The organism is Pseudomonas sp. S3_A09, from assembly GCF_054668065.1.
In genome coordinates, this window is record NZ_CP162752.1 from 1,958,459 (window position 1) to 1,985,214 (window position 26,756).

The following is a 26,756-nucleotide window of genomic DNA, read 5'->3' on the forward strand; positions in this document are numbered from 1 at the left end:
GAACAGTCAGGCGCGCCAACGCCAGCGGGCCAGGGCCTTAATGACTTTCATCCAGAGTTTGCGAGTGACCACCACGATGGAATTTCCAGAAGGGGACGGATCGGTATCGGGCAACGTTATCTCAGCGCCAGCTCCCAAGCAACCGGGGATTAACAGGCGCAGGTCATCAATCACCAGTGAAGGCGACTCTTCGGCGATCGGCCGACCATGGTTATAGCCGTAACTGAGAGCTACGCACTGCACACCCGCCGCCTTTGCCGCCTGCACATCACTGCGCGAATCGCCGACAAACAACGACTGCGAGGCCGGGATATTGGCCATTTTCATCACGAAAAACAGCGCCGCCGGGTCGGGTTTTTTCTGCGGCAGGGTATCGCCACCGATGATCCAGCGGAAATACCGGCCGATTTTCATCTGGTCCAACAGCGGCGCGACGAAGCGCTCCGGCTTGTTGGTGATCAGGGCCATTTCCACGCCCTGCTTGCTCAGCCACTTGAGGGTGTCGCGCACGCCGGGGTAAACCACGGTCAACTCGTGGCCGTCTTCATAGGCGGCGTTGAACAATTCCAGGGCGTGCTCGGCTTCGACTTCATCGACACCTTCAGCATCGATGTTGTTGGCCAAGGCCCGGCGCACCAGCATCTGCACGCCGTTGCCGACCCATTCGCGCACCGACTCGATCCCGGCCGGCTTACGCCCTAGCTTGAGCAGCATTTCGTCCACCGCCGCCGCCAGGTCGGGCACCGAGTCGATCAAGGTGCCGTCCAGATCGAACATCACCAGCCGTGGCAATTTGCCGGGGAACAGCTGCTCAAAGCCGCTCATGGACGCGCCAGCGCCAGCTCGGCACGCATCTTATCGATGACTTCCTGGTAGTCCGGCGCGTTGAAGATCGCCGAGCCGGCCACAAAGGTGTCGGCGCCAGCGGCGGCGATTTCGCGGATGTTGTTGACGTTGACCCCACCGTCGATTTCCAGGCGGATATCGCGGCCGGACGCATCGATCAACGCACGGGCTTCGCGCAGCTTGTTCAGCGTGCCAGGGATGAACTTCTGGCCGCCGAAACCGGGGTTGACGCTCATCAACAGGATCATGTCGACCTTGTCCATCACGTACTCAAGCACGCTCAACGGAGTGGCCGGGTTGAACACCAGGCCCGCCTTGCAGCCACCTTCGTGGATCAGCTGCAGCGTGCGGTCGACGTGCAGCGAGGCTTCCGGGTGGAAGGTGATGTAGGTTGCGCCAGCTTCCACGAAGTCGCCAATGATGCGATCCACGGGGCTGACCATCAGGTGTGCATCGATCGGCGCAGTGATGCCGTACTTACGCAGCGCGGCGCAGACCATCGGGCCGATGGTCAGATTGGGTACGTAGTGGTTGTCCATGACATCGAAGTGCACGAAGTCGGCACCGGCGGCCAACACTTTGTCCACTTCCTCACCCAGGCGGGCGAAGTCGGCAGAGAGAATCGATGGAGCAATGACGAAGGGCTGCATGACGCACCTTTTTTGAGCTAAATCACGATGGCGCGCATTGTATACCTCATGCTTTGCCGCGCGCACCGTGACCTAACTCAACGGTTAGTAAGCGGCCCGGTAGATTTTCTCGATATCGGCCGCGCTGAGCTTGCGCGGGTTGTTGCGCATCAGCCGCTCAATGCCCGCCGCCTCCACCGCCATCGCGGGGATCGCGTCCTCGGGCACCCCGAAACTGTGCAGCCCTGCCGGGATCTCCACCGCAGCGCACAGTCGCGTCATCGCTTCCACCGCCTGGTCGGCGGCATCGTTGACGCTCAGGCCGGTGACATTCACCCCCATGGCCTGCGCAATGTCCTGCATGCGCTCAACGCAGGCCAATTTGTTCCAGTGCATCACATAGGGCAGCAACAGCGCATTGCTCACGCCATGGGCGATATTGAAACGCCCCCCCAGTGGATACGCCAACGCGTGCACCGCGCCGACTCCCGCATTCCCGAACGCCATGCCGGCCATCAGGCTGGCGGTGGCCATGTCGTCACGGGCCTGCAGGTTGGCTGGGTTGGCGTAGGCCTTGGGCAATGCATGGGTGATCAGCTTGATCGCGCCAATCGCCAGGGCGTCGGTGATCGGCGAGGCGTTCAGCGACAGGTAGGATTCGATAGCATGCACCAACGCATCCACGCCACTGGCGGCGGTGACGCTGCGCGGGCAGGTCAGGGTCATTTGCGGGCTGATCAGTGCGACGTCCGGCAGCAGGTAGTCGCTGACGATGCCTTTTTTCAGCTGCGCGGCCTTGTCGGAGAGGATCGCCACATTGGTCACCTCCGAACCAGTACCCGCCGTGGTGGGAATGGCGATCAGCGGCGGGCCCTTGCGCGGCACCTGGTCGACGCCGAACAAGTCCGCCAGGGCGCCGTGGTAACCGGCATAGGCGGCAACGCTTTTGGCAATGTCGATGGCGCTGCCGCCGCCCAGGCCGATCAAACCGTCATGCCCACCCTCGCGGTAGACGCGCATGCAGTCTTCGACAATGGCGATTTCGGGGTCAGGCAGTACGCGGTCGAAAATTTCGTAGCTGCGTTCGCCCAGGTGTTCGAGGGCCAGCGCCACGGTACCGGACTTGACCAGCGCGGCGTCGGTGACGATCAGCGGGTTATCCACATCCAGGCGCGTCAGCTCGGCGGCCAGTTGTTCGATGGCGCCCGCGCCGGTCAGCAGTTTATGGGCGATCTTGAATGAGGAAGTACTCATGTGCGCGGCCTCTTATTCGGAGATGGGCTGGCACAAGAATAGCTGGGGAATCTGGGTTGCCTAGCATTCAGCGGCTGAATGGCAATTTCTGGTTCAACACAGGCCCCATGTGGGAGCGGGCTTGCTCGCGAAGGCGGTGGGTCAGCCAGTGCACGTGTTACTGATAGACCGCATTCGCGAGCAAGCCCGCTCCCACATTGTGATCTTCATCTGATAGTTAAACCTGTGCGGTGCGCAGTTTCTCGCTACGCCCGCGCAACCACTCCAGGGTCAGCAACAACAACACCGAGAAGGCAATCAGCAAGGTCGCGGCGGCGGCAATCGTCGGGCTGAGGTTTTCGCGGATGCCGCTGAACATCTGACGCGGCAGGGTCGCTTGCTCGGGGCCGGCGAGAAACAGCGTTACCACCACCTCATCAAACGACGTGGAGAAGGCAAACAGCGCCCCGGAAATCACGCCTGGTGCAATCAACGGCAAGGTCACCCGGCGAAACGCAGTGAGTGGCGAAGCACCCAGGCTGGCCGCCGCCCGCACCAGGTTGTGGTTGAAACCCTGCAACGTCGCCGACACGGTGATGATCACAAACGGCACGCCCAGCACCGCATGCACCACGATCAGCGAGAAAAAACTGTTGCCCAGGCCCAGTGGCGCGAAGAACAGATAACTGGCCACGCCAATGATCACCACCGGCACCACCATCGGCGAAATCACCAGCGCCATGACCAGCGCCTTGCCAGGGAAGTTGCCGCGAGTCAGACCAATCGCCGCCAAGGTACCGAACACCATGGCCAGCACCGTGGCCGCCGGGGCGACAATGACGCTGTTCTTGAGAGCACGCATCCATTCGGCGGAGGCGAAGAAATCCTGGTACCAGTGCAGCGAGAAACCCTGCAACGGGTACACCAGAAAACTGCCACTGTTGAATGACAGCGGGATGATCACCAGCACCGGCAGAATCAAAAACAACAGGATCAAGCCGCAGAGGATCCGCAAGCTGTAGAACCACACCCGCTCGACGGGCGACATATAAGGGCTCAGCATCGAAAGGTCTCCTCAGCTCAGGCGCAGGCGGCTGGCGCCTACCAGCCGGTTATAGATCAAATACAGCACCACGGTGGCCAGCAGCAGCAAGCCGCCCAACGCCGTTGCCATGCCCCAGTTGATGCTGGTGTTGGTGTAGAACGCCACGAAGTAACTGACCATCTGGTCGTTCGGGCTGCCCAGCAACGCCGGGGTGATGTAGTAACCAATCGCCAGAATGAACACCAACAGGCAACCGGCGCCGACACCGGCGTAGGTCTGCGGGAAGTACACCCGCCAGAAGCTGGTGAACGGATGGCAGCCCAGGGAAATGGCCGCACGCATATAGGTGGGCGAAATGCCCTTCATCACGCTGTAGATCGGCAGGATCATGAACGGCAGCAAGATGTGCACCATGGAGATGTAGACGCCGGTACGGTTGAACACCAGCTCCAACGGCTTATCGATCAGCCCCATACCCATCAGTGCGCTGTTGATCAGGCCGCCGGACTGCAGCAGTACGATCCAGGCCGCCACGCGCACCAGGATCGAGGTCCAGAATGGCAGCAACACCAGGATCATCAACAAGTTGCTTTGGCGTGCAGGCAGATTGGCCAGCAGGTACGCCAGGGGATAAGCCAACAGCAGGCAGACCGCCGTGATCACCAGGCCCATCCAGAAAGTACGGGCGAAGATGTCCAGGTAAATCGCCTGGTCCGGCGTGGCCGGTGCCACTTCACCGAGGTCGTCGATGCGGTGATCGACAGCCGCCAGCAGATAGAACGGCGTCAGGCTACTGGTATTGCGCCGGATCGCCTGCCAGTACGCCGGGTCACCCCAGCGTTCATCGAGGCTTTCCAGCGCTTCTTTATAGGAGGCCGGCGCTTCACTGAACGGCAGCGCCCGCGCGGTTTTGGTCAGCAGGCTGCGGTAGCCGGCCAGTTCCATGTTCAAGCGCTTGGACAGATCGCCCAGGGTCTGGTTTTTACGCGCCTCGCCCAGGTCTTCACTTAGGGCCTGGTACACCGGCTCACCCGGCAGACCACGACCGTCCCAGGCCGTCACCGCCACCACGGTACGCGGCAAACCGCCCACCACTTCCGGGTTGCCGACGCTTTTAAACAGCAGCGCAACAATCGGCACCAGGAACACCAGCAGCAAAAACAGCACCAGCGGCGCAATCAAGGCCTGGGCCTTCCAGCGATTGAGCCGCTCGGCACGCGCCAGGCGCTGCTTGAGGGTGGGGCTGTTGACCTCGTTCGAGGGAACGGCGATGGCCATGGCTGACTCCGAATCTTGAAAATGAATGCAACCTTTCACACACAAGAAATCCCTTGTGGGAGGGGGCTTGCCCCCGATGGCAGACTTTCAGTCAACACATATATCGACTGGACCGCCGTCATCGGGGGCAAGCCCCCTCCCACAGGGTTATGCAGTGTTACTTGGCAGCCCAGGAGTTGAAGCGCTGCTCCAGCTGCTCGCCGTTATCCGCCCAGAAGCTCACATCGATCTGCACCTGGTTGGCGATGTTTTCCGGAGTGGTCGGCATGTCCTTCAGCACGTCCTTGGCCAGCAACGGTACGGCTTGGGTATTGGCCGGGCCGTAGGCGATGTTTTCCGAGTAGGTCTTCTGTTGCTGTGGCTGCACCGAGAAGGCGATGAATTTTTTCGCAGCTTCGGCACGATCCTTGGCCAGGCCTTTAGGGATGGCCCAGGCGTCGAAGTCGTAGATGCCGCCGTTCCACACCACTTTCAGGTTGCTTTCTTTCTGCACGGCGGCAATGCGGCCGTTGTAGGCCGAGCTCATCACCACGTCACCCGAGGCCAGGTACTGCGGCGGTTGTGCGCCGGCTTCCCACCACTGGATCGACGGCTTGAGCTCGTCGAGTTTCTTGAACGCGCGGTCCTGGCCGTCTTTGCCGGCCAGCACTTTGTACACGTCTTTCGGTGCAACGCCGTCAGCCATCAAGGCGAATTCCAGGGTGTACTTGGCGCCTTTGCGCAGGCCACGCTTGCCAGGGAATTTCTTGGTGTCCCAGAAATCCGCCCAGCTGGTTGGCGCGGATGCCAGCTTGTCGGCGTTGTAGGCGAGCACCGTCGACCACACGAAGAAGCCCACGCCACACGGCTGGATCGCACCCTTCACGTAGTCAGCCGTGTTGCCGAACAGTTTCGGATCCAGTGGCTCGAACATGTCTTCATCGCAGCCACGGGACAGTTCCGGCGACTCCACTTCCACCAGGTCCCAGGACACGCTCTTGGTGTCGACCATGGCTTTGACCTTGGCCATTTCACCGTTGTACTCGCCGGCGACGATCTTGCCGTTGCCCGCGCTTTCCCACGGTGCATAGAAGGCCTTGACCTGGGCCGCCTTGTTCGCGCCGCCAAAGGACACGACCGTCAGATCCGGGCCTGCCATGGCCTGTGTCGCACCCATCAAGCTCAATGCCAAAACGGAATACTTCAAGGAACTCAACATTGTTGTTCTCTCCACGTGCAGGGTTGGTGAAGCCAGGGGGCGATCAATTCGCCTCTAAAAGTGGGTCGAGTGCGCGAACGTGCTCGACTTGCCAGCCAATCGGTACCACGTCGCCGACCGCCAGGGCTGGATCCAGCTCGGCAATCGGTTGTTTCACAAAAAAATCGGCCTTGCCGCAGACTTCCAGGCGCACACGTACGTGGTCGCCCAGGTAGATGAATTCCGCCACCCGCCCGGAAAAGCGGTTGACGCAAGATTCGCTGGAGCCATTGAGGCTGACGCGTTCAGGGCGTACCGACAGCGTCACCGGGCCACCCACCTGGCCGACGTTGACCGCCAGCGCCTCGACCTTCTCGCCACGCGCCAGCTCCACCACGCAGCGCTCGCCGCTATGGCTGTGCAGGCGGCCATTGAGGCGGTTGTTCTCGCCGATAAAGTTGGCGACAAAGGTGTTCTTCGGTTCTTCATACAAGGTGCGCGGTGCAGCGATCTGCTGGATCTCGCCCTGGTGGAACACGGCCACCCGATCAGACATGGTCAAGGCTTCGCCCTGGTCGTGGGTCACGTACACCACCGTCACGCCGAGGCGCTGGTGCAGGTGCTTGATCTCCATCTGCATGTGTTCGCGCAGTTGCTTGTCGAGGGCGCCGAGGGGTTCGTCCATCAGCACCAATTGCGGTTCGAACACCAGCGCTCGGGCCAAGGCCACGCGCTGTTGCTGGCCACCGGAGAGTTGCGCGGGATAGCGCTGGGCGAACGCGTCGAGTTGGACCATGCTCAGCACGCGTTTGACCCGCTCGCTGATATCGGTCTTGCTTAAAGCTCGCACCGACAGCGGGAACGCCAGGTTCTCGGCGACCGTCATGTGCGGAAACAGCGCGTAGTTCTGAAACACCATGCCGATGTCGCGCTTATGCGGCGGCACATTGTTGATGGAGCGCCCGGCCAGCTGGATTTCGCCGGCGGTCGGCGTTTCAAAGCCGGCGAGCATCATCAGGCTGGTGGTCTTGCCCGAACCGGAAGGCCCGAGCAGGGTGAGGAACTCGCCCTTGCGAATCTCCAGGTTGAGGTCTTTGACGATCAGGTTCTCGCCGTCGTAGCTCTTCTGCACGCCACGAAAGCTGACCAGCACATCATTTGAATCCACCTCGCTCATACCAACACCTTTTTGTTTTGGACTGCTGTGAGACAAGCGTAGTCCAGGCGCGAGACCCCGAAAATCGGGGGCCAGGAGAGAATCACATCAGCCGGATGGAAGGTTTGGGGTAGGGATCGCCCTACACGGATGGCGGGGATGGGACAGTGCCACGCTGCCGTGCACCGGGAATGGGATCAGCGCGGCTTACAGGTGGTCGTAAACAGGCATGTTGTTACAGCAACTTGTGTTCCATGGCGTACTTCACCAGTTCCGCCAGGGAGGTGATATTGAGCTTTTGCATCAGCCGCGCCTTGTGGGTGCTGATAGTCTTGCTGCTCAACGCCAGTTGTTGGGCGATGTCGTTGACGTTCGCGCCCTGGGCCAGGCGCTCGAACACCGAGAACTCACGCTCCGACAGGAGTGAATGCAACGGGCGGGCATCGGTGAGGCCGACTTCGAAGACCATCCGGTCGGCCAGGTCCGGGTCGATATAACGCCCACCCGCCGCCACTTTGCGAATTGCCGTGAGCAACAGCGCCGGGTCGCTGTCCTTGGTGGCGTAACCGGCCGCGCCCACCTTCAAGGCGCGGGCGGCCATTTGCGCTTCGTCGTGCATCGACAGCACCAGGATTGCCGGCGGATTGTTCAGCGCACGGATGCGCGCAATCGCTTCCAGGCCATTGACGCCGGGCATCGAGATGTCCAGCAACACCACTTCGCAGGGCACGTGGCGCAGCGCCTCCAGCAATTGCTCGCCATTGCTGGCTTCTCCAACCACCAACAGGTCTTTGGCCAGGCCGATCAATTGCTTGATGCCTTCACGAACGATGGTGTGGTCTTCGGCTACCAATACGCGGATCACAAGGGCTTCCTCTTGGTGTTATGCATCCAACGGCACCGTGACGCTCAGGGTGGTGCCCTCCCCCAACTCGCTGTCCAGGCTCAATTGCCCCCCCATGATCAGCACGCGCTCGCGCATGCCCACCAGGCCAAACGACACCGGGCGGCCCTGGGCCTGGACGAAACCGACGCCATCGTCGCTGATGGTCAAGCGCAAATCCGTGCCCTCCAGGGCCAGGGTCAGTTCAACAGTATGCGCCTGGGCATGGCGCATCACATTGGTCAGCGCCTCCTGCAGGATCCGAAACAAGCCAATGGCCTTGGCATCACTGAGTGTCGGCAGGTTATCCGGCACCTGCACCAAACAGGGAATTTGCGTACGCGCTTCAAAGCGCCGCGCCTGCCACTCGATGGCTGACGCGATACCCGCATCCAGAATCGGCGGACGCAGCGCCGTCGCTACGTCCCGCACCAACTGGAATAGCTGGGCGATCAAGCGCTTCATGCTGTTCAAGCGCTCGTGCAAACCGGGGTCAAGTTGCGCGTAGGCCAACTCACACATTGAGGTCTCGAGCTTGAGCACCGTGAGCATTTGCCCGAGTTCGTCGTGCACCTCACGGGCGATGCGTGCCTTCTCTTCTTCGCGAACGGTTTCCAGGTGAGCGGACAGTTCGCGCAGCTGTGCTTCACTTTGCAGCAATGCCGCCAGGGTGCGGCGCAGCTCGGTGACGTCATTGAGGTAAACCACCAGGTATTCAGCCTCGGCAAACCGCAGAAAGCTCAAGGACACATTGGTTGGCAGGATGCTGCCATCTGCGCGCCGGCAATCGGTGGCGAAGTTCTGCGGCCCGTCTTCGCTGGCCCGCGCGCGTTTCCATAGGTTGAGCCAGCGGTCCATGTCCAGGCTCGGATCAAGGTCGACCAGTGGCCGCTCGATCAGTGCGCCGGGGCCGTAGCCGAGCATGCTTTCGGCCGCACGGTTGGCGTAGCGCACGTGGCTGTCCCAGTTGACCCAAAGGATGCCGACGGTGCTTTGGTCGATGGAAAACTGAGTCAGCCGCAAGGCTTCGGCACCGGCGGCGCGGGCGGCGCTTTCTTCGCGCGCAGCCAAAAGGTTGTGCTCCAGCACCCGTTGTTGCCGGCGCAGCCAGAATACGGTGGCCAGGCTCGCGAGCAGCAACAGGCCGAGCAACAGGCTGAGGTTTTGCCACAGGCCCGGGGATTCCGTCAGGCGTGGGTATTTAGGTTGCAGCCAGCGGCTGTGCAGTTGGTCCAGATCGCGGGCGGGAATGGCGCGCAGGGCGCTTTCCATGATGCTGGCCAGTTCCGGCCATTCCCGGCGCGTGGCCACCCGCAGCAATTGCGGCAGGCCGATATCGCCCACCACCGCCAGCCCGGCGAACTCCGCCTCGCCGGACAAACGGCTCAATTGCGCTTCATCCACCACCGCATAACGCGCTTGCTGGCTTACCAGTAATTGCAGGGCCTGTCGCTCCATGGGCACGCCTTGCAGGTTCAGGCCGGGATAGGTGCTGCGCAGGTAATCGGCCACGGCGCTGGGCATGCGCACGGCGACGCGGGATTGCTCATCGAGTTTCTCCAACTCCACCGCCCCGCCGCCATCACGGATGCCAACGATGTGTTGCGGCACGCGCATATAGGGGTCGCTGAACAACCACAGGCGCAAACCGGCCGGCGTTTGTTGCAGGCCGGGAGCGATATCCACCTCGCCGTCGCTCAGGGCCGCTTCCAACTGCTCCTGGTTTGGGAAGTTGCGCCAGGTCAATTCGATGTTCAACGCTTTGGCCAACCACTGCATCAGCTCGACGTTGGCCCCGGACAGCCGCTGCAAACGCCGGTCGTATTGCGCGAACGGCGCCTGTAACACCAGGCCCACCCGCAGTTCCGGGTGCTGGGCCAGCCATTCGCGTTGTTGCGCATTGAGTTGCGCCTGGGGCGCGACGGGCGCAGGGGCGGCATTTGCCATCAAGGCAAGGCACAAACAGCCGATAACCAGCAGACAGCGAAAACCCATGATCCACGTCTCACATCACTGACAAATACTGACCAACCCATTAGGCTGCTGGAATCACTTCTGGCCGGGAATTTACGATGCCCTTTTTTCACCGTTCAGCACTGCCAGCATTGTGCCTGTCGCTGCTTTTTACCAGCGCCTTTTCTGTACGAGCCGCAGACGCGCCCGAACCTGCCGCGGAAAAACCGGTCGAGCGCCAACCCTTGCCCGAGCGCAGCCAGGCAGAAGCCAGCGCCCTGGAGCGCAAGATCCCGCAGCAGGAACAGCAACAATTGCAGGCCGGCAGCGATTCCTTCCTCGCCCTGTGGAAACCGGCCAACAGCGCCGAGCCCGAAGGCGTGGTGATTATCGTACCGGGTGCCGGCGAAAATGCTGACTGGCCGCAAGCAATCAGCCCGTTGCGGCACAAATTCCCGGACGCCAATTGGGGCAGCCTCAGCCTGTCGTTGCCGGACGTGAGCGTGGATACGCTGCCACCACGTGTAATGGAAGCGCCCAAGGCGACTGTCGACACCAGCAGCAAGGAAGCGAGCACCGCCGACAAACCCATCGAGCAAGCCGCCAGCGCCGAAGCCGAAGGCACCGACCCGGCGGTGGTGCCCGGTGCCGATGAGCAGGACAAGTCCGACGCCTCGCGCATCTTCGACCGCATCGACGCCGCCGTGGCGTTCGCCCAAACACAAAGCGCGCGCAGCGTGGTACTGCTCGGCCATGGCACCGGTGCCTGGTGGGCCGCACGTTATTTGAGCGAGAAACAACCGTCCCAAGTGCAGAAGTTTGTGATGGTGGCGGCACAGACGCCCAGCGGACGTCATCCGGATGTACAACAACTGGCCCCTGGCCTGAAGTTGCCGACCGCCGATGTCTTCTATCAAGACAACGCCCAATCACGCAAAAACGCCCTGGCCCGCGCGCAGGCGGCCAAGCGTTTGAAAAATGAAGGTTACAAACAGGTGTCCTTGACAGCCTTGCCCGGCAACAGCGCTGCCGAGCAGGAGCAGTTGTATCGCAGGATCCGCGGCTGGTTGAGCCCGCAGGCGACGGCTGACTGATCGCTGACTGTGAACCCGATCAAACTGTAGGCGCTGGCTTGCCAGCTCCTACAGAGGGGGGTTGGGCACACTAACGGAAATCCCGACGCTCGCGAATCAACGCATAGGCGTTATGCAACTCGCGAGTACGCTCGGTTGCCTCACGCACTTGTGCGGGGCTGGCGCCGGTGCCGGCGATCTTGTCCGGGTGGTGGCGGCTGAGCAGTCGACGATAAGCCCGCTTGATCACAGATGGCTCGGTGGTGGCCGTCACACCCAGCAAGCGCAACGCGTCCTGATAGGTAACACCGCGACTGACCAGCGGCTTGCGCTCCGGCTTGTAGTCGGCTGCCAGCGCCTGCAGCTGCTGCGGCGTCCACCCCAGCCATTTGCCCCACAGGTCAATCAAGTCACGTTCGGCGTCATCCGCCCGTCCGTCCGCCCAGACCATGCGCCAGCATGCGCGCAATAAGCCTTCCGCGGCATGGGGTTGGGCCTTGAGCACACGTAGATAACTGCGCACCCGGTCGGAGCCGGACTTGCCGCGATTGAAGGCCGCAATCGCGCGACGTTGGGCCGAGTCGGTCATCTCCAGCGAGCGCATTTCCTGGCGCGCTTGTTGGATATGACCATCGGCGACCCGACCGTTGCTCTTGGCCAAACGCCCCAGCAACACGAATAACAGCTCGTCATTGCGCAACGCCGGGCGCCCGCCCAGGCGCTCGCGCAACTGCGCCCAACTGTGCAGTTGCAGGCGGCGGTCGAGTGCCTGCCCCAACAGTGCGCCCAGCATGGCCCCCGGAATACTGGCAATGGCAAAGCCAGCCCCGGCGCCGATCAGCGTCCCTGGCCACAGCATGTTACTGCCCCGCTGTCAGCAGGGTTTCGACCTGCGCCAGGCGCTCCAGCGTACCGACATCAATCCAGCGTCCTATCATGTGCTCCCCCGTCACCAGTCCCTTGGCCATCGCCGCCCGCAGCAGCGGTGCCAGCTTGAAGGCACCCGCGCTGCACCCCTCGAACAACTTGGGGTCGAGCACGGAAATGCCACTGAAGGTCAGGTTATCGGCACCGGGCGCGGCATCATGAAGCAAACCTTGATCAAGGTAGAAATCACCGCCCGAAGGGTGATGGGCCGGGTTATCGACCATCACCAGATGAGCCAGGCCCTTGAGCGGCCGTTTGAGTTGGGTGAAGTCGTAGTCGGTCCAGATATCGCCATTGACCACCAGGAAAGGTTCGTCCCCCAGCAAGGGCAATGCCTGGAAGATCCCGCCGCCGGTTTCCAGCGGCTCGCCCTCGGGGGAGTAACGGATGCGCAAGCCAAATTGCGCGCCATCCCCCAGGTAGTTTTCGATCTGCTGGCCGAGCCAGGCATGGTTGATCACGATATCGGTGAAGCCGGCCTTGGCCAGCGCTTCCAGGTGATACTCGATCAGACGCTTGCCGCCGGCCTGCACCAGTGGCTTGGGCGTGTGCAAGGTGAGTGGGCGCATCCGCTCGCCCTTGCCGGCGGCCAGGATCATCGCCTTCATACATTGGCCTCGGCGGGTTGGCGCAGGCTGGCGAGCAATTCACCCAACTCGCTCAACTCCGGACGGTCGGCCAGCACGGCTTCTATATAAGCAAAGAAGCGCGGCACGTCGGCCAGATAGCGTGGCTTGCCGTCACGATGGCAAATGCGCGCGAAGATACCGATGACCTTGAGGTGGCGCTGCACGCCCATCAGTTCGCTGGCGCGCAGGAAATCGTCGAAATCCGCCTGCACCGGAATGTTCAGTTGCCGCGCACGCTCCCAATACCCACGCAGCCATTCCTGCACGCGGGCCTTGGGCCAGCTGAGGAAGGCGTCCTTGAACAGGCAGGTGATGTCATAGGTAACCGGCCCGTAGACCGCATCCTGGAAATCCAGCACGCCAGGGTTGGGTTCGCTGATCATCAGGTTGCGCGGCATATAGTCGCGATGCACCAGCACTTTCGGCTGCGCCAGGGCACTGTCGATCAGGTGGTCACTGACGCGCTGCCATAGCGCTTGCTGCTGCGCATCCAGTTCGATACCCAGGTGACGGCGCACGTACCACTCCGGAAACAATTCCAGCTCGCGGCGCAGCAAGGCGAGGTCATAGCTGGGCAGCGGCGCGTCCATCGGCAATTGCTGGAAAGCCAGCAAGGTGTCGATGGCATCGGCAAACAATGGGTCGGCATTTTTGTCGTCAATCACGTCCAGATAGGTTTTTCTGCCCAGGTCATTGAGCAAAAGAAAGCCGCGCGGCAAATCTTCTGCGTAAATTTTTGGAACATTTATCCCTGACTTCGCCAGCAAATGAGCGATATCGACGAATGGTTTGCAGTTTTCCTGGGGGGGTGGAGCGTCCATGACCACGAAGGTACGGCCACCGCCTTCCCAACGGAAATAGCGCCTGAAACTCGCGTCGCTGCTGGCCGCGGTCAATGTGGCCGGGGGTACGACACCCCAGCCTTGAGCGTTGAAAAGGATCGGCAACTGCTCATCCAGCCAGACTTCCAGCTGTTGTAAACGTAGATCTTGCTCGGGCATTACAAGGGTCTCCGACGGCGCTAGCCGTCAAGCGGGGCATGCTTTATTATCACGCATCTTTTTCAGACCATCGAGAGGCGTGCGGCCCAAACCGCGGGCAGATGGCACGCAGGAAGCCCGGACTAATAAGATGGCATTGAAATCCCCCGCGTTTCGTAGAAAATTTCCGTTGCTGGTAACCGGCAGTCTGCTGGCCTTGCAACCCTTCGCCACCTCATTCGTGGTCGCCGCGGAACAGTATGACTGCTCAGTCTCTGCTTCGGGTGCCTGGGATTGCGCGCCGAAAACCGCCGCAGCCCCTCTACCACCGCGCCCGGTGCATGATGGCGCAGCCATCAGCTCCGCCAACAGCACGGCGCAGACCGATGCTGGCGGCAAAGCCGAGGCCGAGCCCAAGACCGCACTGGTCACCGAATCCAAAGGCCGTGGCCTGCGCTCGCGCAGCGCCGACTACAGCCACCTGGACTGGGTACCACGCGAGAAGCTGACCGCCGCGCAGTTGGCCGAAACCGGCCCGTACTGCGGGGGTGCGTACATCGAGCCGACTCGTCCTGGCATGAACGACAAGACGAACAAGAGCGATGCGCCCACCTTCATCGGCGCCAAGGCTTCGCGTTATGAGCAGGAACAACAAGTCGCAACCCTGGCCGGTGACGTCGTCATGCGCCAGGGCAGCATGCAGTTGGAATCTGAGGAAGCCAGCCTGTACCAGGCCGAGAACCGTGGCGAGTTGAACGGCAAAGTCCGTCTGCGCGACAACGGTGCACTGATCGTGGGCGACCATGCCGAAGTGCAACTCGATACCGGCGCGGCCCAGATCGACAACGCCGAATACGTGCTGCACAAGTCGCGCATCCGCGGTAACGCGCTGTACGCCAAGCGTGCTGAAAACGCGATCATCCGTCTCAAGGACGGTACGTACACCACCTGCGAGCCAGACAGCAACGCCTGGCAGCTCAGGGGCAACAACATCACGTTGAACCCGGCTACCGGTTTCGGTACGGCGACCAACGCGACGTTGCGGATCAAGAACATCCCGATCCTCTATACCCCTTACATCTATTTCCCGATCGACGACCGTCGTCAATCCGGCTTCCTGCCGCCGAGCTTCAGCACTGGCAGCGAAACCGGCTTCACCCTGGTTACGCCGTACTATTTCAACCTGGCGCCCAACTACGACGCCACGTTGTACCCGCAATACATGACCAAGCGCGGTTTGTTGATGGAAGGCGAATTCCGCTACCTCACCAAATCCAGCGAAGGCCAGTTCGGCGGCGCGTACCTGAACGACGACAACGACGAGCGCAGCAAGCAGACCGATTACGAAAAAACCCGTTACATGCTCAATTGGCAGCATCGCGGCGGGTTGGATTCGCGTCTGGCGACCCAGGTGGATTACACCCGGATCAGCGATCCTTACTACTTCCAGGATCTGAAGTCGTTCCAGGAAGGCGTTGAAAGCCGGGATGCCCTCAATCAACAGGGTTCCGTGACCTACCGGGGCGACTCTTACCAGGCGCGCCTGAACGTCCAGGCTTACCAGTTGGCGACGATCTCCCAGATCACGCCGTATGACCGGTTGCCGCAAATCACCTTCAATGGTGCGCTGCCGTACCATCCGGGCGGGCTGAACTTTACCTATGAGACCGAAGCTGTTCGCTTTGAACGCAGCCTTGAAAAAGGCACGTTCACCGATCAGGACGGACTTGTATCGCCTCGCCTGGACACCTACGTCACCGGCCTCACCCGCGCCAACGGCACACGTTTGAACGTTGCACCAGCCGTCGACTACCCGATGAACTGGACCTACGGGTTTATCACACCGAAGCTCAAGTACGTTTACACCAAGTACGATCTTGACCTCGACAGCATCGGCAAGAACCAGATCATCGCCCAGCAAGCGGCGGCCACTGCGGCCAACCCGTACGCCGGTGGCGATTTCAAGAGCTCGCAAGACCGCGCTGTGCCAGTCGCCAGCGTCGACAGCGGCCTCTATTTCGACCGCAACACCAACTGGTTCGGCAAAGACTATCGCCAGACTCTCGAGCCGCGTGCGTTCTACCTGTATGTGCCAAACAAGGACCAGAGCGACATCCCGGTCTTTGATACCAGCGAATACTCGTTCAGCTACGCCTCGCTGTTCCGCGACAACCGCTTCAGCGGCTCTGACCGGATCGGCGACGAGAACAAACTGTCCCTGGGCTTGACCAGCCGCTGGATCGAAGAAAACGGCTTCGAGCGTCAGCGCGTATCCGTGGGCCAGGCGGTGTACTTCAAGGATCGTGAAGTGCAACTGCCAGGCATCCTCGCGGCTGACCGTGCCGATGCACAGTCCGATGTTTCGCCGGTAGCTCTGGACTACGAGTTCCGCTTCAACCGTGACTGGCGCGCCACTGCCGACTACAACTGGGACACCGAGGAACACAGCCCTCGTTCCGGCAGCGCGATGCTTCACTACCAGCCGGAAGACAACCCGAACAAGATCATCAACGTCGGCTATCGCTATCGTAACGACCAGGTCGTCTACAACCAGCTGACCGGCAAATGGCAGTTCGGTGGCGACTACGGTACGCCTGGTCAAGAGAACTACGTGAAGGATTACTACAAAATCCAACAACACGACTTCTCTATGATGTGGCCGATCATTCCACAGTGGAACCTGATCACCCGCTGGCAGTATGACTACGCTCGCAACCGTACCCTGGAAGCCTTCGGTGGTTTCGAGTACGACAACTGCTGCTGGAAACTGCGCGTCATCAACCGTTACTGGGTTTCCAACGACGAATACAGCCAGATCGCCCCGCTTAACGAAAAGGGTGACCACGGGCTCTTCTTCCAGATCGTCCTCAAAGGACTCGGCGGCCTGACTGGCGCCAAGGTAGAGAGCTTCCTCGACAAAGGCATTGAAGGTTATCGTGAACGTGAAGACCAAGCTTTCTGATTGTCTGCGCCCGCTAGTGCTGGGCGCGCTGTTCCTGGGTACCGCATCGGCGCACGCTGCGGTTCAAGAACTGGATAAGGTCGTGGCCATCGTCGATAACGACGTGATCATGCAGAGCCAACTGGACCAGCGCGTCAAGGAAGTCCAGCAAACCATCGCCAAGCGTGGCGGTGGCGTGCCACCGACCAGCGTTCTGGACCAGCAGGTACTGGAGCGTTTGATCGTCGAGAACCTGCAACTGCAGATCGGCGATCGCTCCGGCATCCGTATTTCTGACGAGGAACTGAACCAGGCCGTGGGCACCATTGCCCAGCGCAACAACATGAGCATCGACCAGTTCCGTGCAGCCCTGGCCCACGACGGTTTGTCCTATGAGGACGCCCGTGACCAGATCCGCCGTGAAATGATCATCAGCCGTGTACGTCAGCGCCGTGTGGCCGAGCGGGTTCAGGTGTCCGAGCAGGAAGTGAAGAATTTCCTGGCGTCGGACCTGGGCAAGATGCAGCTTTCCGAAGAGCTGCACCTGGCCAACATCCTGATCCCGACACCGGACAGCGCCAACTCCGAGCAGCTCAATGCAGCCGCCGCCAAGACCCAGGCTATCTACGAGCGCCTGAAGGCAGGTGCCGACTTCGCGCAAATGGCGATCGCCCAGTCCGGCAGCGACAACGCACTGGAAGGCGGCGACATGGGCTGGCGTAAAGCGGCTCAATTGCCTCCGCCGTTCGACCGCGAGCTGAGCGCAATGGAAGTGGGTGGCATCACCCAACCTGCGCGTACACCGGGTGGTTTCATCATCCTGAAGCTCCTGGAAAAACGCGGCGGCGAAACGTCGCTCAAGGATGAGGTGCACGTTCGCCACATCCTGGTCAAACCAAGCGAAATCCGCACCGAAGCCCAGACCAAGGAACTGGCCCAGAAGATCTATGACCGCATCGAAAGCGGTGAAGACTTCGCCACCTTGGCCAAGAGCTTCTCGGAAGACCCGGGATCGGCCCTCAACGGCGGCGACCTGAACTGGATCGACCCGAAAGCCTTGGTGCCGGAGTTCCAGCAAGTCATGGCCGACACCCCGCAAGGCGTACTGTCCAAGCCATTCAAGACCCAATATGGCTGGCATGTGCTGGAAGTCCTTGGCCGTCGCGCCACCGACAACACCAATCAAGCCCGCGAGCAACAAGCACTGAACGTACTGCGTAACCGCAAATACGACGAAGAGCTGCAAACCTGGCTGCGTCAGATCCGCGACGAAGCCTACGTTGAGAACAAGCTGCCAGGCGCCCAGACAGGCACCGACCAGGCAGTTCAGTGAAACCCCAGCGTTTCGCGGTGACACCCGGCGAGCCGGCCGGCATTGGTCCTGACCTGTGCCTGCTGCTCGCCTCGCAACCCCAGCCACACCCCCTGATTGCCATTACCAGCCGCGACCTGCTCCTTGAGCGGGCCGCGCAGCTGGGTGTGGCTGTCAACTTGCTGGAGGTGGAGCCAGGCAACTGGCCCGACCTGCCCGCCCCTGCCGGCAGCCTGTACGTGTGGGACACCCCGCTGCAGGCCAAGGTGGTTGCCGGCCAACTGGACAAGGCCAACGCCGCGTTCGTGCTGGAAACCCTGACGCGCGCCGGGCAAGGCTGCATCGACGGTGACTTCGCCGGCATGATCACCGCGCCAGTACACAAAGGCGTGATCAACGAATCCGGCATCGTCTTTTCCGGCCACACCGAATTTCTCGCCGAGCTGACCCACACCGAACAAGTGGTGATGATGCTGGCGACGCGCGGCCTGCGGGTCGCGCTAGTGACCACGCACCTACCGCTGCGTGAGATTGCCGACGCCATCACCGTCGAGCGACTGGAGCGCGTGACGCGCATCCTGCATGCCGACCTGCAACAGAAGTTCGGCATCGCCCGACCGCGCATCCTGGTCTGTGGGCTCAACCCCCACGCCGGCGAAGGCGGCCACTTGGGCCATGAAGAAATCGACATCATCGAACCCACCCTGGAGCGTCTGCGCCAAGAAGGCATGGACCTGCGCGGCCCACTGCCTGCGGACACTCTGTTTACCCCCAAATATCTGGAGCACTGCGACGCAGTGCTGGCGATGTACCACGACCAGGGGCTGCCGGTGCTTAAATACAAAGGCTTCGGCGCCGCCGTCAACGTGACACTGGGCCTGCCGATCATCCGCACCTCCGTCGACCATGGCACCGCCCTGGACCTGGCGGGCAGCGGCAAGATCGATACCGGCAGCCTGCACGTGGCCCTGGAAACCGCCTATCAGATGGCCGAGACCCGTATATGACCGAGCATTACCAACACCGGGCGCGCAAGCGCTTCGGGCAAAACTTCCTGCATGACGCTGGCGTGATCGACCGCATCCTGCGCTCCATCCATGCCAAGCCTGAAGACCGCCTGCTGGAAATCGGCCCGGGCCAGGGCGCATTGACCCAAGGCCTGCTGGCCAGTGGCGGCCAACTGGACGTGGTTGAGTTGGACAAGGACCTGATCCCGATCCTCAACCAGCAGTTCGCCGGCAAGCCCAACTTCAACCTGCATCAGGGCGATGCACTGAAGTTCGACTTCAACACCCTCAACGCCGCGCCCAACAGCCTGCGCGTGGTGGGCAACCTGCCGTACAACATCTCCACGCCGCTGATTTTCCACCTGCTGAACAACGCCGGGATCATCCGCGACATGCACTTCATGCTGCAAAAGGAAGTGGTAGAACGTCTGGCCGCAGGTCCTGGGGGTGGTGATTGGGGCCGCCTGTCGATCATGGTTCAGTACCACTGCCGCGTCGAACACCTGTTCAACGTGGGCCCTGGCGCGTTCAATCCGCCGCCAAAGGTCGACTCGGCCATCGTACGCCTGGTGCCCCACGCCGTGTTGCCACACCCGGCCAAGGACCACAAACTGCTGGAGCGTGTCGTACGCGAAGCGTTCAACCAGCGTCGCAAGACCCTGCGCAACACGCTCAAGGCACTGTTGAGCAATGCCGAGATCGAAGCTGCCGGCGTCGATGGCGGCCTGCGCCCGGAGCAACTGGACCTGGCCGCATTCGTGCGCCTGGCCGACCAACTGGCCATTCAGCCTGCACCAGCCGCGGACTGACAGCACCGAGCTAGGCTAGACACATGTCTGGCCTAGTGCCCTCCTCTTGGCCTAGACTGAACCGCATCTGCTGTCTTCCGCTTTTAAGGCCTCTTGCATGTCCGATCCTCGCTACCAGATCGACGTCAGCGTCGTCACCCGCTTCCTGGCGGACCAATCCCAACCTGAACAGAACCGCTTTGCCTTTGCCTACACCATCACGGTGAAAAACAACGGGCTGGTGCCGGCCAAGCTGCTGTCGCGCCACTGGGTGATCACCGACGGTGACGGTCAGGTCGAAGAAGTTCGCGGCGCCGGCGTGGTTGGCCAGCAACCGTTGATCGACAGCGGCGCCAGCCATACCTATAGCAGCGGCACGGTGATGACCTCCAAAGTCGGCACCATGCAGGGCTCGTATCAGATGAAAGCCACCGATGGCCAATTGTTCGACGCCATCATCGCGCCCTTCCGCCTCGCCGTGCCGGGAGCCCTGCACTGATGGCGACGTACGCGGTCGGTGATCTGCAAGGCTGCCTGGAACCCCTCAAGTGCCTGCTTGAGCGCGTGGCCTTCGACCCAGCCAACGATCGCCTGTGGCTGGTCGGTGATCTGGTCAACCGCGGCCCGCAATCCCTGGAGACGCTGCGCTATTTATATCGCCTGCGCGACTCCCTGGTGTGCGTATTGGGTAATCACGACCTGCATCTGCTGGCAGCCGGCAATAACATTGAGCGCCTGAAAAAGGGCGACACCCTGCGGGAAATCCTCGAAGCACCGGATCGCGCCGAACTACTCGACTGGCTGCGCCGGCAAAAAATCATGCATTACGACGAAGGCCGCAACATGGCCCTTGTCCATGCTGGCATCCCGCCCCAGTGGACGCTGAAGAAAGCCCTCAAGTGCGCCGCCGAAGTCGAAAGCGCCCTGGCCGATGACACCCTCTATACCGCCTACCTTGACGGCATGTACGGCAACGAGCCAGTGAAGTGGGACAACGACCTCACCGGCGTCACGCGCCTGCGGGTCATCACCAACTACTTCACGCGCATGCGCTTCTGTACTGCCGAGGGCAAGCTCGACCTCAAGAGCAAGGAAGGCGCGGACACCGCGCTGCCGGGCTACAAGCCCTGGTTTGCTCACAAGGAGCGCAAGACCCGCGACACCCCGATCATTTTCGGCCACTGGGCGGCCCTTGAGGGCAAGTGCAATGAGCCCGGCGTATTCGCCCTCGACACCGGCTGCGTGTGGGGCGGCGCCATGACCCTGATGAACATCGACACCGGCGAGCGTCATAGCTGCCAGTGCGAATCCCCTCTTCCCGTTACACTGCCGGCTACTGCCAAGCCATAGGAGCCCGCCATGAGCGAATTCAAACGTATCCCCCCCGAACAAGCCCAGGCGCTGCGCGAGCAAGGTGCCGTGGTGGTCGACATCCGTGACCAGCCAACGTATGCGGCTGGCCACATCACTGGCGCCCAGCACCTGGACAACGTCAACATCGCCGATTTCATCCGCGCCGCCGACCTCGATGCACCTGTGATCGTGGCCTGCTATCACGGCAATTCCAGCCAGAGTGCAGCGGCTTATCTGATCAGCCAGGGTTTCTCCGACGTCTATAGCCTGGATGGCGGCTTTGAACTGTGGCGTACGACTTATCCTGCGGAAATTTCTTCCGGCAATTCGCAATAATTTTTTTCACACCCCGCTACCCCGCGTGACGCTTGGGCTCGCGCCGTTTCTGACGAACGGCGCAGCCAAACTAATTGCGCATCGCACCTTGACCTCTCCGATTCCGAACTATCCTTAAGCGCAGGCCATCCGAATCAGGGGAGAGCCGGTACACCGGCGTGCGGGTCATCGGTAGCGTTTCAGGGTGTTTGGGGGGAAAACAGCCATTGGCGTCTGCCAATGTCTGCCAGCATCGACTGATTGATCCGGCGTCGGCTCCACGTATCGAGCGAGGTGACGACGTCATGAGTATCTTTAGCCACTTCCAACAACGCTTCGCATCCACACAGCAGGAAGAACTCACGCTGCAAGAGTATCTCGAGCTGTGCAAACAGGATCGCAGCACCTACGCGTCTGCCGCCGAACGTCTGCTGCTGGCGATTGGCGAGCCGGAGCTGATAGACACCTCGAACAATTCGCGGCTGTCGCGAATATTCTCCAACAAGGTGATCCGTCGTTATCCGGCCTTTGAAGACTTCCACGGCATGGAAGAATGCATTGACCAGATCGTCTCCTACTTCCGCCATGCCGCCCAAGGTCTGGAAGAGAAGAAACAGATCCTCTACCTGCTCGGCCCCGTCGGTGGCGGTAAATCGTCGCTGGCCGAAAAGCTCAAACAACTGATCGAAAAAGTGCCCTTCTACGCCATCAAGGGCTCACCGGTCTTCGAGTCGCCCCTGGGCCTGTTCAACGCCACGGAAGATGGCGCGATCCTCGAAGAAGACTTCGGCATCCCGCGCCGCTACCTCAACACCATCATGTCGCCCTGGGCCACCAAGCGCCTGGCCGAGTTCGGCGGTGACATCAGCCAGTTCCGCGTGGTGAAGCTCTACCCGTCCATCCTCAACCAGATCGGCGTGGCCAAGACCGAACCAGGCGACGAGAACAACCAGGACATCTCGGCGCTGGTGGGCAAGGTCGATATTCGCAAGCTTGAAGAATTCCCACAGAACGACGCCGACGCCTACAGCTACTCGGGCGCGCTGTGCCGGGCCAACCAGGGCCTGATGGAGTTCGTGGAAATGTTCAAGGCACCGATCAAGGTGCTGCACCCACTGCTCACCGCGACCCAGGAAGGCAACTACAACAGTACCGAAGGCCTGGGCGCGATTCCGTTCACCGGGATCCTGCTGGCCCACTCCAACGAATCGGAGTGGCACACCTTCCGCAACAACAAGAACAACGAAGCCTTCATCGACCGGATCTACATCGTCAAGGTGCCGTACTGCCTGCGGGTCAGTGATGAGATCAAGATCTACGACAAGCTGCTGTTCAACAGCTCGCTGTCCAAGGCTCATTGCGCACCCGACACCCTGAAGATGCTCGCCCAGTTCACCGTGCTGTCGCGCCTCAAAGAGCCGGAAAACTCGAACATCTATTCGAAGATGCGCGTGTACGACGGCGAAAACCTCAAGGACACCGACCCCAAGGCCAAGTCAATCCAGGAGTACCGCGACACCGCTGGTGTGGACGAAGGCATGAACGGCCTCTCGACGCGCTTCGCGTTCAAGATCTTGTCCAAGGTCTTCAACTTCGACCCGCACGAAATTGCGGCCAACCCGGTGCACCTGCTCTACGTGCTGGAGCAACAGATCGAACAGGAGCAGTTCCAGGCGGAAACCCGCGAACGCTACCTGCGTTTCCTCAAGGAATACCTGGCGCCGCGCTACATCGAATTCATCGGCAAGGAAATCCAGACCGCGTACCTCGAGTCCTACAGCGAGTACGGCCAGAACATCTTCGACCGCTACGTGCTGTACGCCGACTTCTGGATCCAGGACCAGGAGTACCGCGACCCGGAAACCGGCGAGATCCTCAACCGCGTGGCCCTCAACGAGGAGCTGGAAAAAATCGAGAAACCGGCCGGCATCAGCAATCCGAAGGATTTCCGCAACGAAATCGTCAACTTCGTGCTGCGCGCCCGCGCCAACAACAACGGCAAGAACCCTACCTGGCTCAGCTACGAGAAGCTGCGGGTGGTCATCGAGAAGAAAATGTTCTCCAACACCGAGGACCTGCTGCCCGTCATCAGCTTCAACGCCAAGGCCAGCAAGGAGGATCAGCAAAAACACAACGACTTCGTCACACGAATGGTCGAGCGCGGCTACACCGACAAACAGGTACGGCTGCTCTCCGAGTGGTATCTGCGGGTTCGTAAATCGCAGTAAGGCAGCGACAGGCGTGAACTGCCGGGCCACTGGCCTGGCAGCTGACCGCTTGTCTCTAAGCTTCCAGCTCGCGGCTTGAAGCTTGTAACGTGAAGCTGCCCGGAGGGCTCCCCATGAGCTATGTGATCGACCGACGCCTCAATGGCAAGAACAAGAGCACGGTAAACCGTCAGCGTTTCCTGCGGCGTTACCGTGACCACATCAAAAAGGCCGTCGAAGAGGCCGTCAGCCGCCGTTCCATCACGGACATGGAACATGGCGAGCAAATCAGCATTCCCGGACGGGACATCGACGAGCCGGTGCTGCACCACGGCCGCGGCGGCAAACAGACTGTTGTGCACCCCGGCAACAAGGAATTCACGACCGGCGAACATATCCAACGCCCCCAAGGGGGTGGCGGCGGTAGAGGGCCGGGCAAGGCGGGCAATTCCGGCGAAGGCATGGATGAGTTCGTATTCCAGATCACCCAGGAAGAATTCCTCGAATTCATGTTCGAAGACCTGGAGCTGCCCAACCTGGTCAAGCGTAACCTGACCGGCACCGACACCTTCAAGACGGTGCGCGCCGGGATCAGCAACGAGGGCAACCCGTCCCGTATCAACATCATCCGCACCCTGCGCTCGGCCCATGCCCGACGTATTGCCCTGTCGGGCAGCAGTCGCGCCAAGTTGAGGGAAGCCAAGGAAGAGTTGGCGCGCCTGAAGCGTGAAGAGCCGGACAACTTCGGCGATATCCAGGAAATGGAGGCGGAAATCGAGAAACTCAGCGCGCGAATTCACCGCGTGCCTTTCCTCGATACCTTTGACTTGAAATACAACCTGCTGGTCAAACAACCCAACCCCAGCTCCAAGGCGGTGATGTTCTGCCTGATGGACGTGTCGGGCTCCATGACCCAAGCGACCAAGGACATTGCCAAGCGCTTCTTCATCCTCTTGTACCTGTTCCTGAAGCGAAACTACGACAAGATTGACGTCGTCTTCATCCGCCATCACACCAGCGCTCGCGAAGTCGACGAAGAGGAATTCTTCTACTCGCGGGAAACCGGCGGCACCATCGTTTCCAGCGCCTTGAAGCTGATGCAGGAGATCATGGCCGAGCGTTACCCGGCCAACGAATGGAACATCTACGCCGCCCAGGCCTCGGACGGCGACAACTGGAACGATGACTCGCCGATCTGCCGCGACATCCTCATCAACCAGATCATGCCTTTCGTGCAGTACTACACTTACGTTGAAATCACCCCCCGTGAGCACCAGGCCCTGTGGTTCGAATACGAGCGCATCGGCGAAGCCTTTGCCGACACGTTCGCACAGCAGCAACTGGTCTCGGCCGGCGATATTTACCCGGTCTTCCGTGAACTCTTCCAGCGCAGGTTAGTGACATGACCGCCAAAAAAGAGCAAAAACGCCAACCGATTTCCACGGGTTCCGAGTGGACCTTTGAACTGATCCAGGCCTATGACCGGGAAATCAGCCGCATTGCGGCGGGTTATGCCCTGGACACCTATCCCAACCAGATCGAAGTGATCACCGCCGAACAAATGATGGACGCCTACGCCTCGGTGGGCATGCCGCTGGGTTATCACCATTGGTCCTACGGCAAACACTTCCTTAGCACCGAAAAGTCCTACACCCGAGGTCAGATGGGCCTGGCCTACGAAATCGTGATCAACTCCGACCCGTGCATCGCCTACCTGATGGAAGAGAACACCATCTGCATGCAGGCGTTGGTGGTGGCGCATGCCTGCTATGGGCATAACAGTTTCTTCAAGGGCAACTACCTGTTCCGCACGTGGACCGACGCCAGTTCGATCATCGATTACCTGGTGTTCGCCAAGCAGTACATCATGCAATGCGAGGAGCGCCACGGCATCGATGCGGTGGAAGACCTGCTCGACTCCTGCCATGCGCTGATGAACTACGGCGTCGACCGCTACAAACGCCCGTATCCGATTTCCGCCGAGGAAGAACGCCTGCGCCAGAAGGAACGTGAGGAGCACCTGCAGAAACAGATCAACGACCTGTGGCGCACCATCCCCAAACGCGCCGGCAAGAACAGCGACAAGGACAATGCACGCTTCCCCGCCGAACCGCAGGAAAACATCCTCTATTTCCTGGAAAAACACGCGCCGCTGCTGGAACCCTGGCAACGGGAAATCGTGCGTATCGTGCGCAAGATCGCCCAGTACTTTTATCCACAGCGCCAGACCCAGGTCATGAACGAAGGCTGGGCCACGTTCTGGCACTACACCCTGATGAACGACCTGTACGACGAGGGCCTGGTCACCGACGGTTTCATGATGGAATTCCTCACCTCCCACACCAGCGTGGTGTTCCAGCCAGGCTTCGACAGCCCGTACTACAACGGCATCAACCCCTACGCGCTGGGCTTTGCCATGTACCGCGACATCCGGCGCATGTGTGAACACCCCACCGAGGAGGACCGCCGCTGGTTCCCGGAAATCGCCGGCAGCGATTGGCTGTCCACCATCAAGTTCGCCATGAGCAGCTTCAAGGATGAGAGTTTTATCCTGCAGTACCTGTCGCCGCAGGTCATTCGGGACCTGAAACTGTTCAGCATTCTCGATGACGATCTCAAGGATGACCTGGTGGTGCCGGCCATCCACGATGAGCCCGGCTACCGCACCATCCGCGAAACACTGGCAGCGCAGTACAACCTGGGCAACCGCGAGCCCAACGTGCAGATCTACAGTATCGATGTGCGCGGCGACCGCTCGCTGACCTTGCGTCACCAGCAACACGACCGCAAACCCCTGGGTGAATCCACCGAGGAAGTGCTCAAGCACCTGCATCGGCTGTGGGGCTTCGATATTCACCTCGAAACCCTGCAGGGCGACCAGGTGATGAAAACCCACCACGTGCCACCGCGCACTGATCACAACGACAACGACTACGGCCGCCTGGACCTGGCCGTCGTGCATCTCTGAAACAGCAAAGCCTCCATTGGCCAGGCACAGGCGGTATCCTGTGCCGCTAATGGAGG

At 60.8% G+C, this 26,756-nt stretch carries 23 protein-coding genes; 11 read left to right on the forward strand and 12 right to left on the reverse strand.

All coding sequences use genetic code 11. From position 1 onward, the window contains the following. Positions 1-6 precede the first annotated feature (6 nt). The 9 genes from AB4N92_RS09360 to AB4N92_RS09400 all read right to left on the reverse strand — a co-directional run bounded on the left by AB4N92_RS09360 (position 7) and on the right by AB4N92_RS09400 (position 10,242). The gene (locus tag AB4N92_RS09360) at positions 7-825 is read right to left on the reverse strand and encodes a phosphoglycolate phosphatase (RefSeq protein WP_042571474.1); all 819 of its coding nucleotides are present in this window, start codon (positions 823-825) and stop codon (positions 7-9) included. Next, the gene (rpe, locus tag AB4N92_RS09365; RefSeq protein ID WP_010206952.1) at positions 822-1,496 is read right to left on the reverse strand and encodes a ribulose-phosphate 3-epimerase; all 675 of its coding nucleotides are present in this window, start codon (positions 1,494-1,496) and stop codon (positions 822-824) included. The genes AB4N92_RS09360 and rpe overlap by 4 nt, the downstream gene beginning before the upstream one ends. An 84-nt stretch (positions 1,497-1,580) precedes the next feature. Next, positions 1,581-2,729 carry an iron-containing alcohol dehydrogenase gene (locus AB4N92_RS09370; protein ID WP_236266831.1) on the reverse strand — a complete coding sequence of 383 codons (1,149 nt, stop codon included), beginning with the start codon at positions 2,727-2,729 and terminating at the stop codon, positions 1,581-1,583. A gap of 217 nt (positions 2,730-2,946) precedes the next feature. Beyond that, positions 2,947-3,771, reverse strand: coding sequence for an ABC transporter permease (locus AB4N92_RS09375; RefSeq protein WP_010206955.1), 825 nt, complete (start codon positions 3,769-3,771; stop codon positions 2,947-2,949). Positions 3,772-3,783: 12 nt separating this feature from the next. Next, positions 3,784-5,031, reverse strand: coding sequence for an ABC transporter permease (locus AB4N92_RS09380; RefSeq protein WP_137205757.1), 1,248 nt, complete (start codon positions 5,029-5,031; stop codon positions 3,784-3,786). A gap of 157 nt (positions 5,032-5,188) precedes the next feature. After that, entirely contained in the window at positions 5,189-6,229 is a 1,041-nt protein-coding gene (locus AB4N92_RS09385; protein WP_010206957.1) for an ABC transporter substrate-binding protein, read from the reverse strand. Positions 6,230-6,272: 43 nt separating this feature from the next. After that, positions 6,273-7,385: an ABC transporter ATP-binding protein gene (locus tag AB4N92_RS09390; RefSeq protein WP_010206958.1), complete on the reverse strand. Its 1,113-nt coding sequence runs from the start codon at positions 7,383-7,385 to the stop codon at positions 6,273-6,275. A 214-nt stretch (positions 7,386-7,599) separates the two neighbouring features. Beyond that, positions 7,600-8,229 carry a response regulator gene (locus AB4N92_RS09395; RefSeq protein ID WP_010206959.1) on the reverse strand — a complete coding sequence of 210 codons (630 nt, stop codon included), beginning with the start codon at positions 8,227-8,229 and terminating at the stop codon, positions 7,600-7,602. A gap of 18 nt (positions 8,230-8,247) precedes the next feature. Beyond that, positions 8,248-10,242 carry a PAS domain-containing sensor histidine kinase gene (locus tag AB4N92_RS09400; protein ID WP_045791576.1) on the reverse strand — a complete coding sequence of 665 codons (1,995 nt, stop codon included), beginning with the start codon at positions 10,240-10,242 and terminating at the stop codon, positions 8,248-8,250. 77 nt (positions 10,243-10,319) lie between these two features. Between AB4N92_RS09400 and AB4N92_RS09405 the strand changes: the two genes are divergently transcribed. Beyond that, positions 10,320-11,294 carry an alpha/beta hydrolase family protein gene (locus tag AB4N92_RS09405; RefSeq protein WP_021491375.1) on the forward strand — a complete coding sequence of 325 codons (975 nt, stop codon included), beginning with the start codon at positions 10,320-10,322 and terminating at the stop codon, positions 11,292-11,294. 70 nt (positions 11,295-11,364) lie between these two features. Here the strand turns inward: AB4N92_RS09405 and AB4N92_RS09410 are convergent, their stop codons facing one another. Genes AB4N92_RS09410 through AB4N92_RS09420 form a run of 3 tightly spaced genes read right to left on the reverse strand, consistent with a single transcriptional unit; the run spans position 11,365 to position 13,830 of the window. Beyond that, a complete protein-coding gene (locus tag AB4N92_RS09410; protein ID WP_010206963.1) occupies positions 11,365-12,132 on the reverse strand; it encodes a TerB family tellurite resistance protein in 768 nt (255 codons plus the stop codon). Position 12,133: 1 nt separating this feature from the next. Continuing rightward, positions 12,134-12,808 (reverse strand): N-acetylmuramate alpha-1-phosphate uridylyltransferase MurU, encoded by a 675-nt coding sequence (gene murU / locus AB4N92_RS09415; protein WP_021491374.1) that lies wholly within the window; start codon positions 12,806-12,808, stop codon positions 12,134-12,136. Beyond that, positions 12,805-13,830, reverse strand: coding sequence for an aminoglycoside phosphotransferase family protein (locus AB4N92_RS09420; RefSeq protein ID WP_047542627.1), 1,026 nt, complete (start codon positions 13,828-13,830; stop codon positions 12,805-12,807). Before AB4N92_RS09420 ends, murU begins: the two co-directional genes overlap by 4 nt. Positions 13,831-13,960: 130 nt before the next feature. Here AB4N92_RS09420 and AB4N92_RS09425 point away from each other — a divergent pair, with 130 nt between their 5' ends. The 10 genes from AB4N92_RS09425 (at position 13,961) to AB4N92_RS09470 (ending at position 26,700) form a co-directional block, all read left to right on the forward strand. Further along, the gene (locus tag AB4N92_RS09425; protein ID WP_047542622.1) at positions 13,961-16,771 is read left to right on the forward strand and encodes an LPS-assembly protein LptD; all 2,811 of its coding nucleotides are present in this window, start codon (positions 13,961-13,963) and stop codon (positions 16,769-16,771) included. Then, a complete protein-coding gene (locus tag AB4N92_RS09430) occupies positions 16,746-18,083 on the forward strand; it encodes a peptidylprolyl isomerase (protein ID WP_021491372.1) in 1,338 nt (445 codons plus the stop codon). The genes AB4N92_RS09425 and AB4N92_RS09430 overlap by 26 nt, the downstream gene beginning before the upstream one ends. After that, entirely contained in the window at positions 18,080-19,069 is a 990-nt protein-coding gene (gene pdxA, locus AB4N92_RS09435) for a 4-hydroxythreonine-4-phosphate dehydrogenase PdxA (RefSeq protein WP_137205760.1), read from the forward strand. The genes AB4N92_RS09430 and pdxA overlap by 4 nt, the downstream gene beginning before the upstream one ends. Continuing rightward, entirely contained in the window at positions 19,066-19,878 is an 813-nt protein-coding gene (gene rsmA / locus AB4N92_RS09440; protein ID WP_016977876.1) for a 16S rRNA (adenine(1518)-N(6)/adenine(1519)-N(6))-dimethyltransferase RsmA, read from the forward strand. Before pdxA ends, rsmA begins: the two co-directional genes overlap by 4 nt. A gap of 97 nt (positions 19,879-19,975) precedes the next feature. After that, on the forward strand, positions 19,976-20,356 hold the full coding sequence (gene apaG / locus AB4N92_RS09445; protein WP_010206973.1) for a Co2+/Mg2+ efflux protein ApaG: 381 nt from the start codon (positions 19,976-19,978) through the stop codon (positions 20,354-20,356). Next, positions 20,356-21,207: a symmetrical bis(5'-nucleosyl)-tetraphosphatase gene (locus tag AB4N92_RS09450; RefSeq protein WP_021491369.1), complete on the forward strand. Its 852-nt coding sequence runs from the start codon at positions 20,356-20,358 to the stop codon at positions 21,205-21,207. Before apaG ends, AB4N92_RS09450 begins: the two co-directional genes overlap by 1 nt. A 9-nt stretch (positions 21,208-21,216) precedes the next feature. Beyond that, the gene (glpE, locus tag AB4N92_RS09455; RefSeq protein ID WP_010206975.1) at positions 21,217-21,546 is read left to right on the forward strand and encodes a thiosulfate sulfurtransferase GlpE; all 330 of its coding nucleotides are present in this window, start codon (positions 21,217-21,219) and stop codon (positions 21,544-21,546) included. A 284-nt stretch (positions 21,547-21,830) separates the two neighbouring features. After that, a complete protein-coding gene (locus tag AB4N92_RS09460; RefSeq protein WP_010206976.1) occupies positions 21,831-23,753 on the forward strand; it encodes a PrkA family serine protein kinase in 1,923 nt (640 codons plus the stop codon). A gap of 113 nt (positions 23,754-23,866) precedes the next feature. After that, positions 23,867-25,138: a YeaH/YhbH family protein gene (locus AB4N92_RS09465; protein WP_021491368.1), complete on the forward strand. Its 1,272-nt coding sequence runs from the start codon at positions 23,867-23,869 to the stop codon at positions 25,136-25,138. Beyond that, positions 25,135-26,700, forward strand: coding sequence for a SpoVR family protein (locus AB4N92_RS09470; protein ID WP_010206982.1), 1,566 nt, complete (start codon positions 25,135-25,137; stop codon positions 26,698-26,700). The genes AB4N92_RS09465 and AB4N92_RS09470 overlap by 4 nt, the downstream gene beginning before the upstream one ends. Positions 26,701-26,756: the final 56 nt, after the last annotated feature.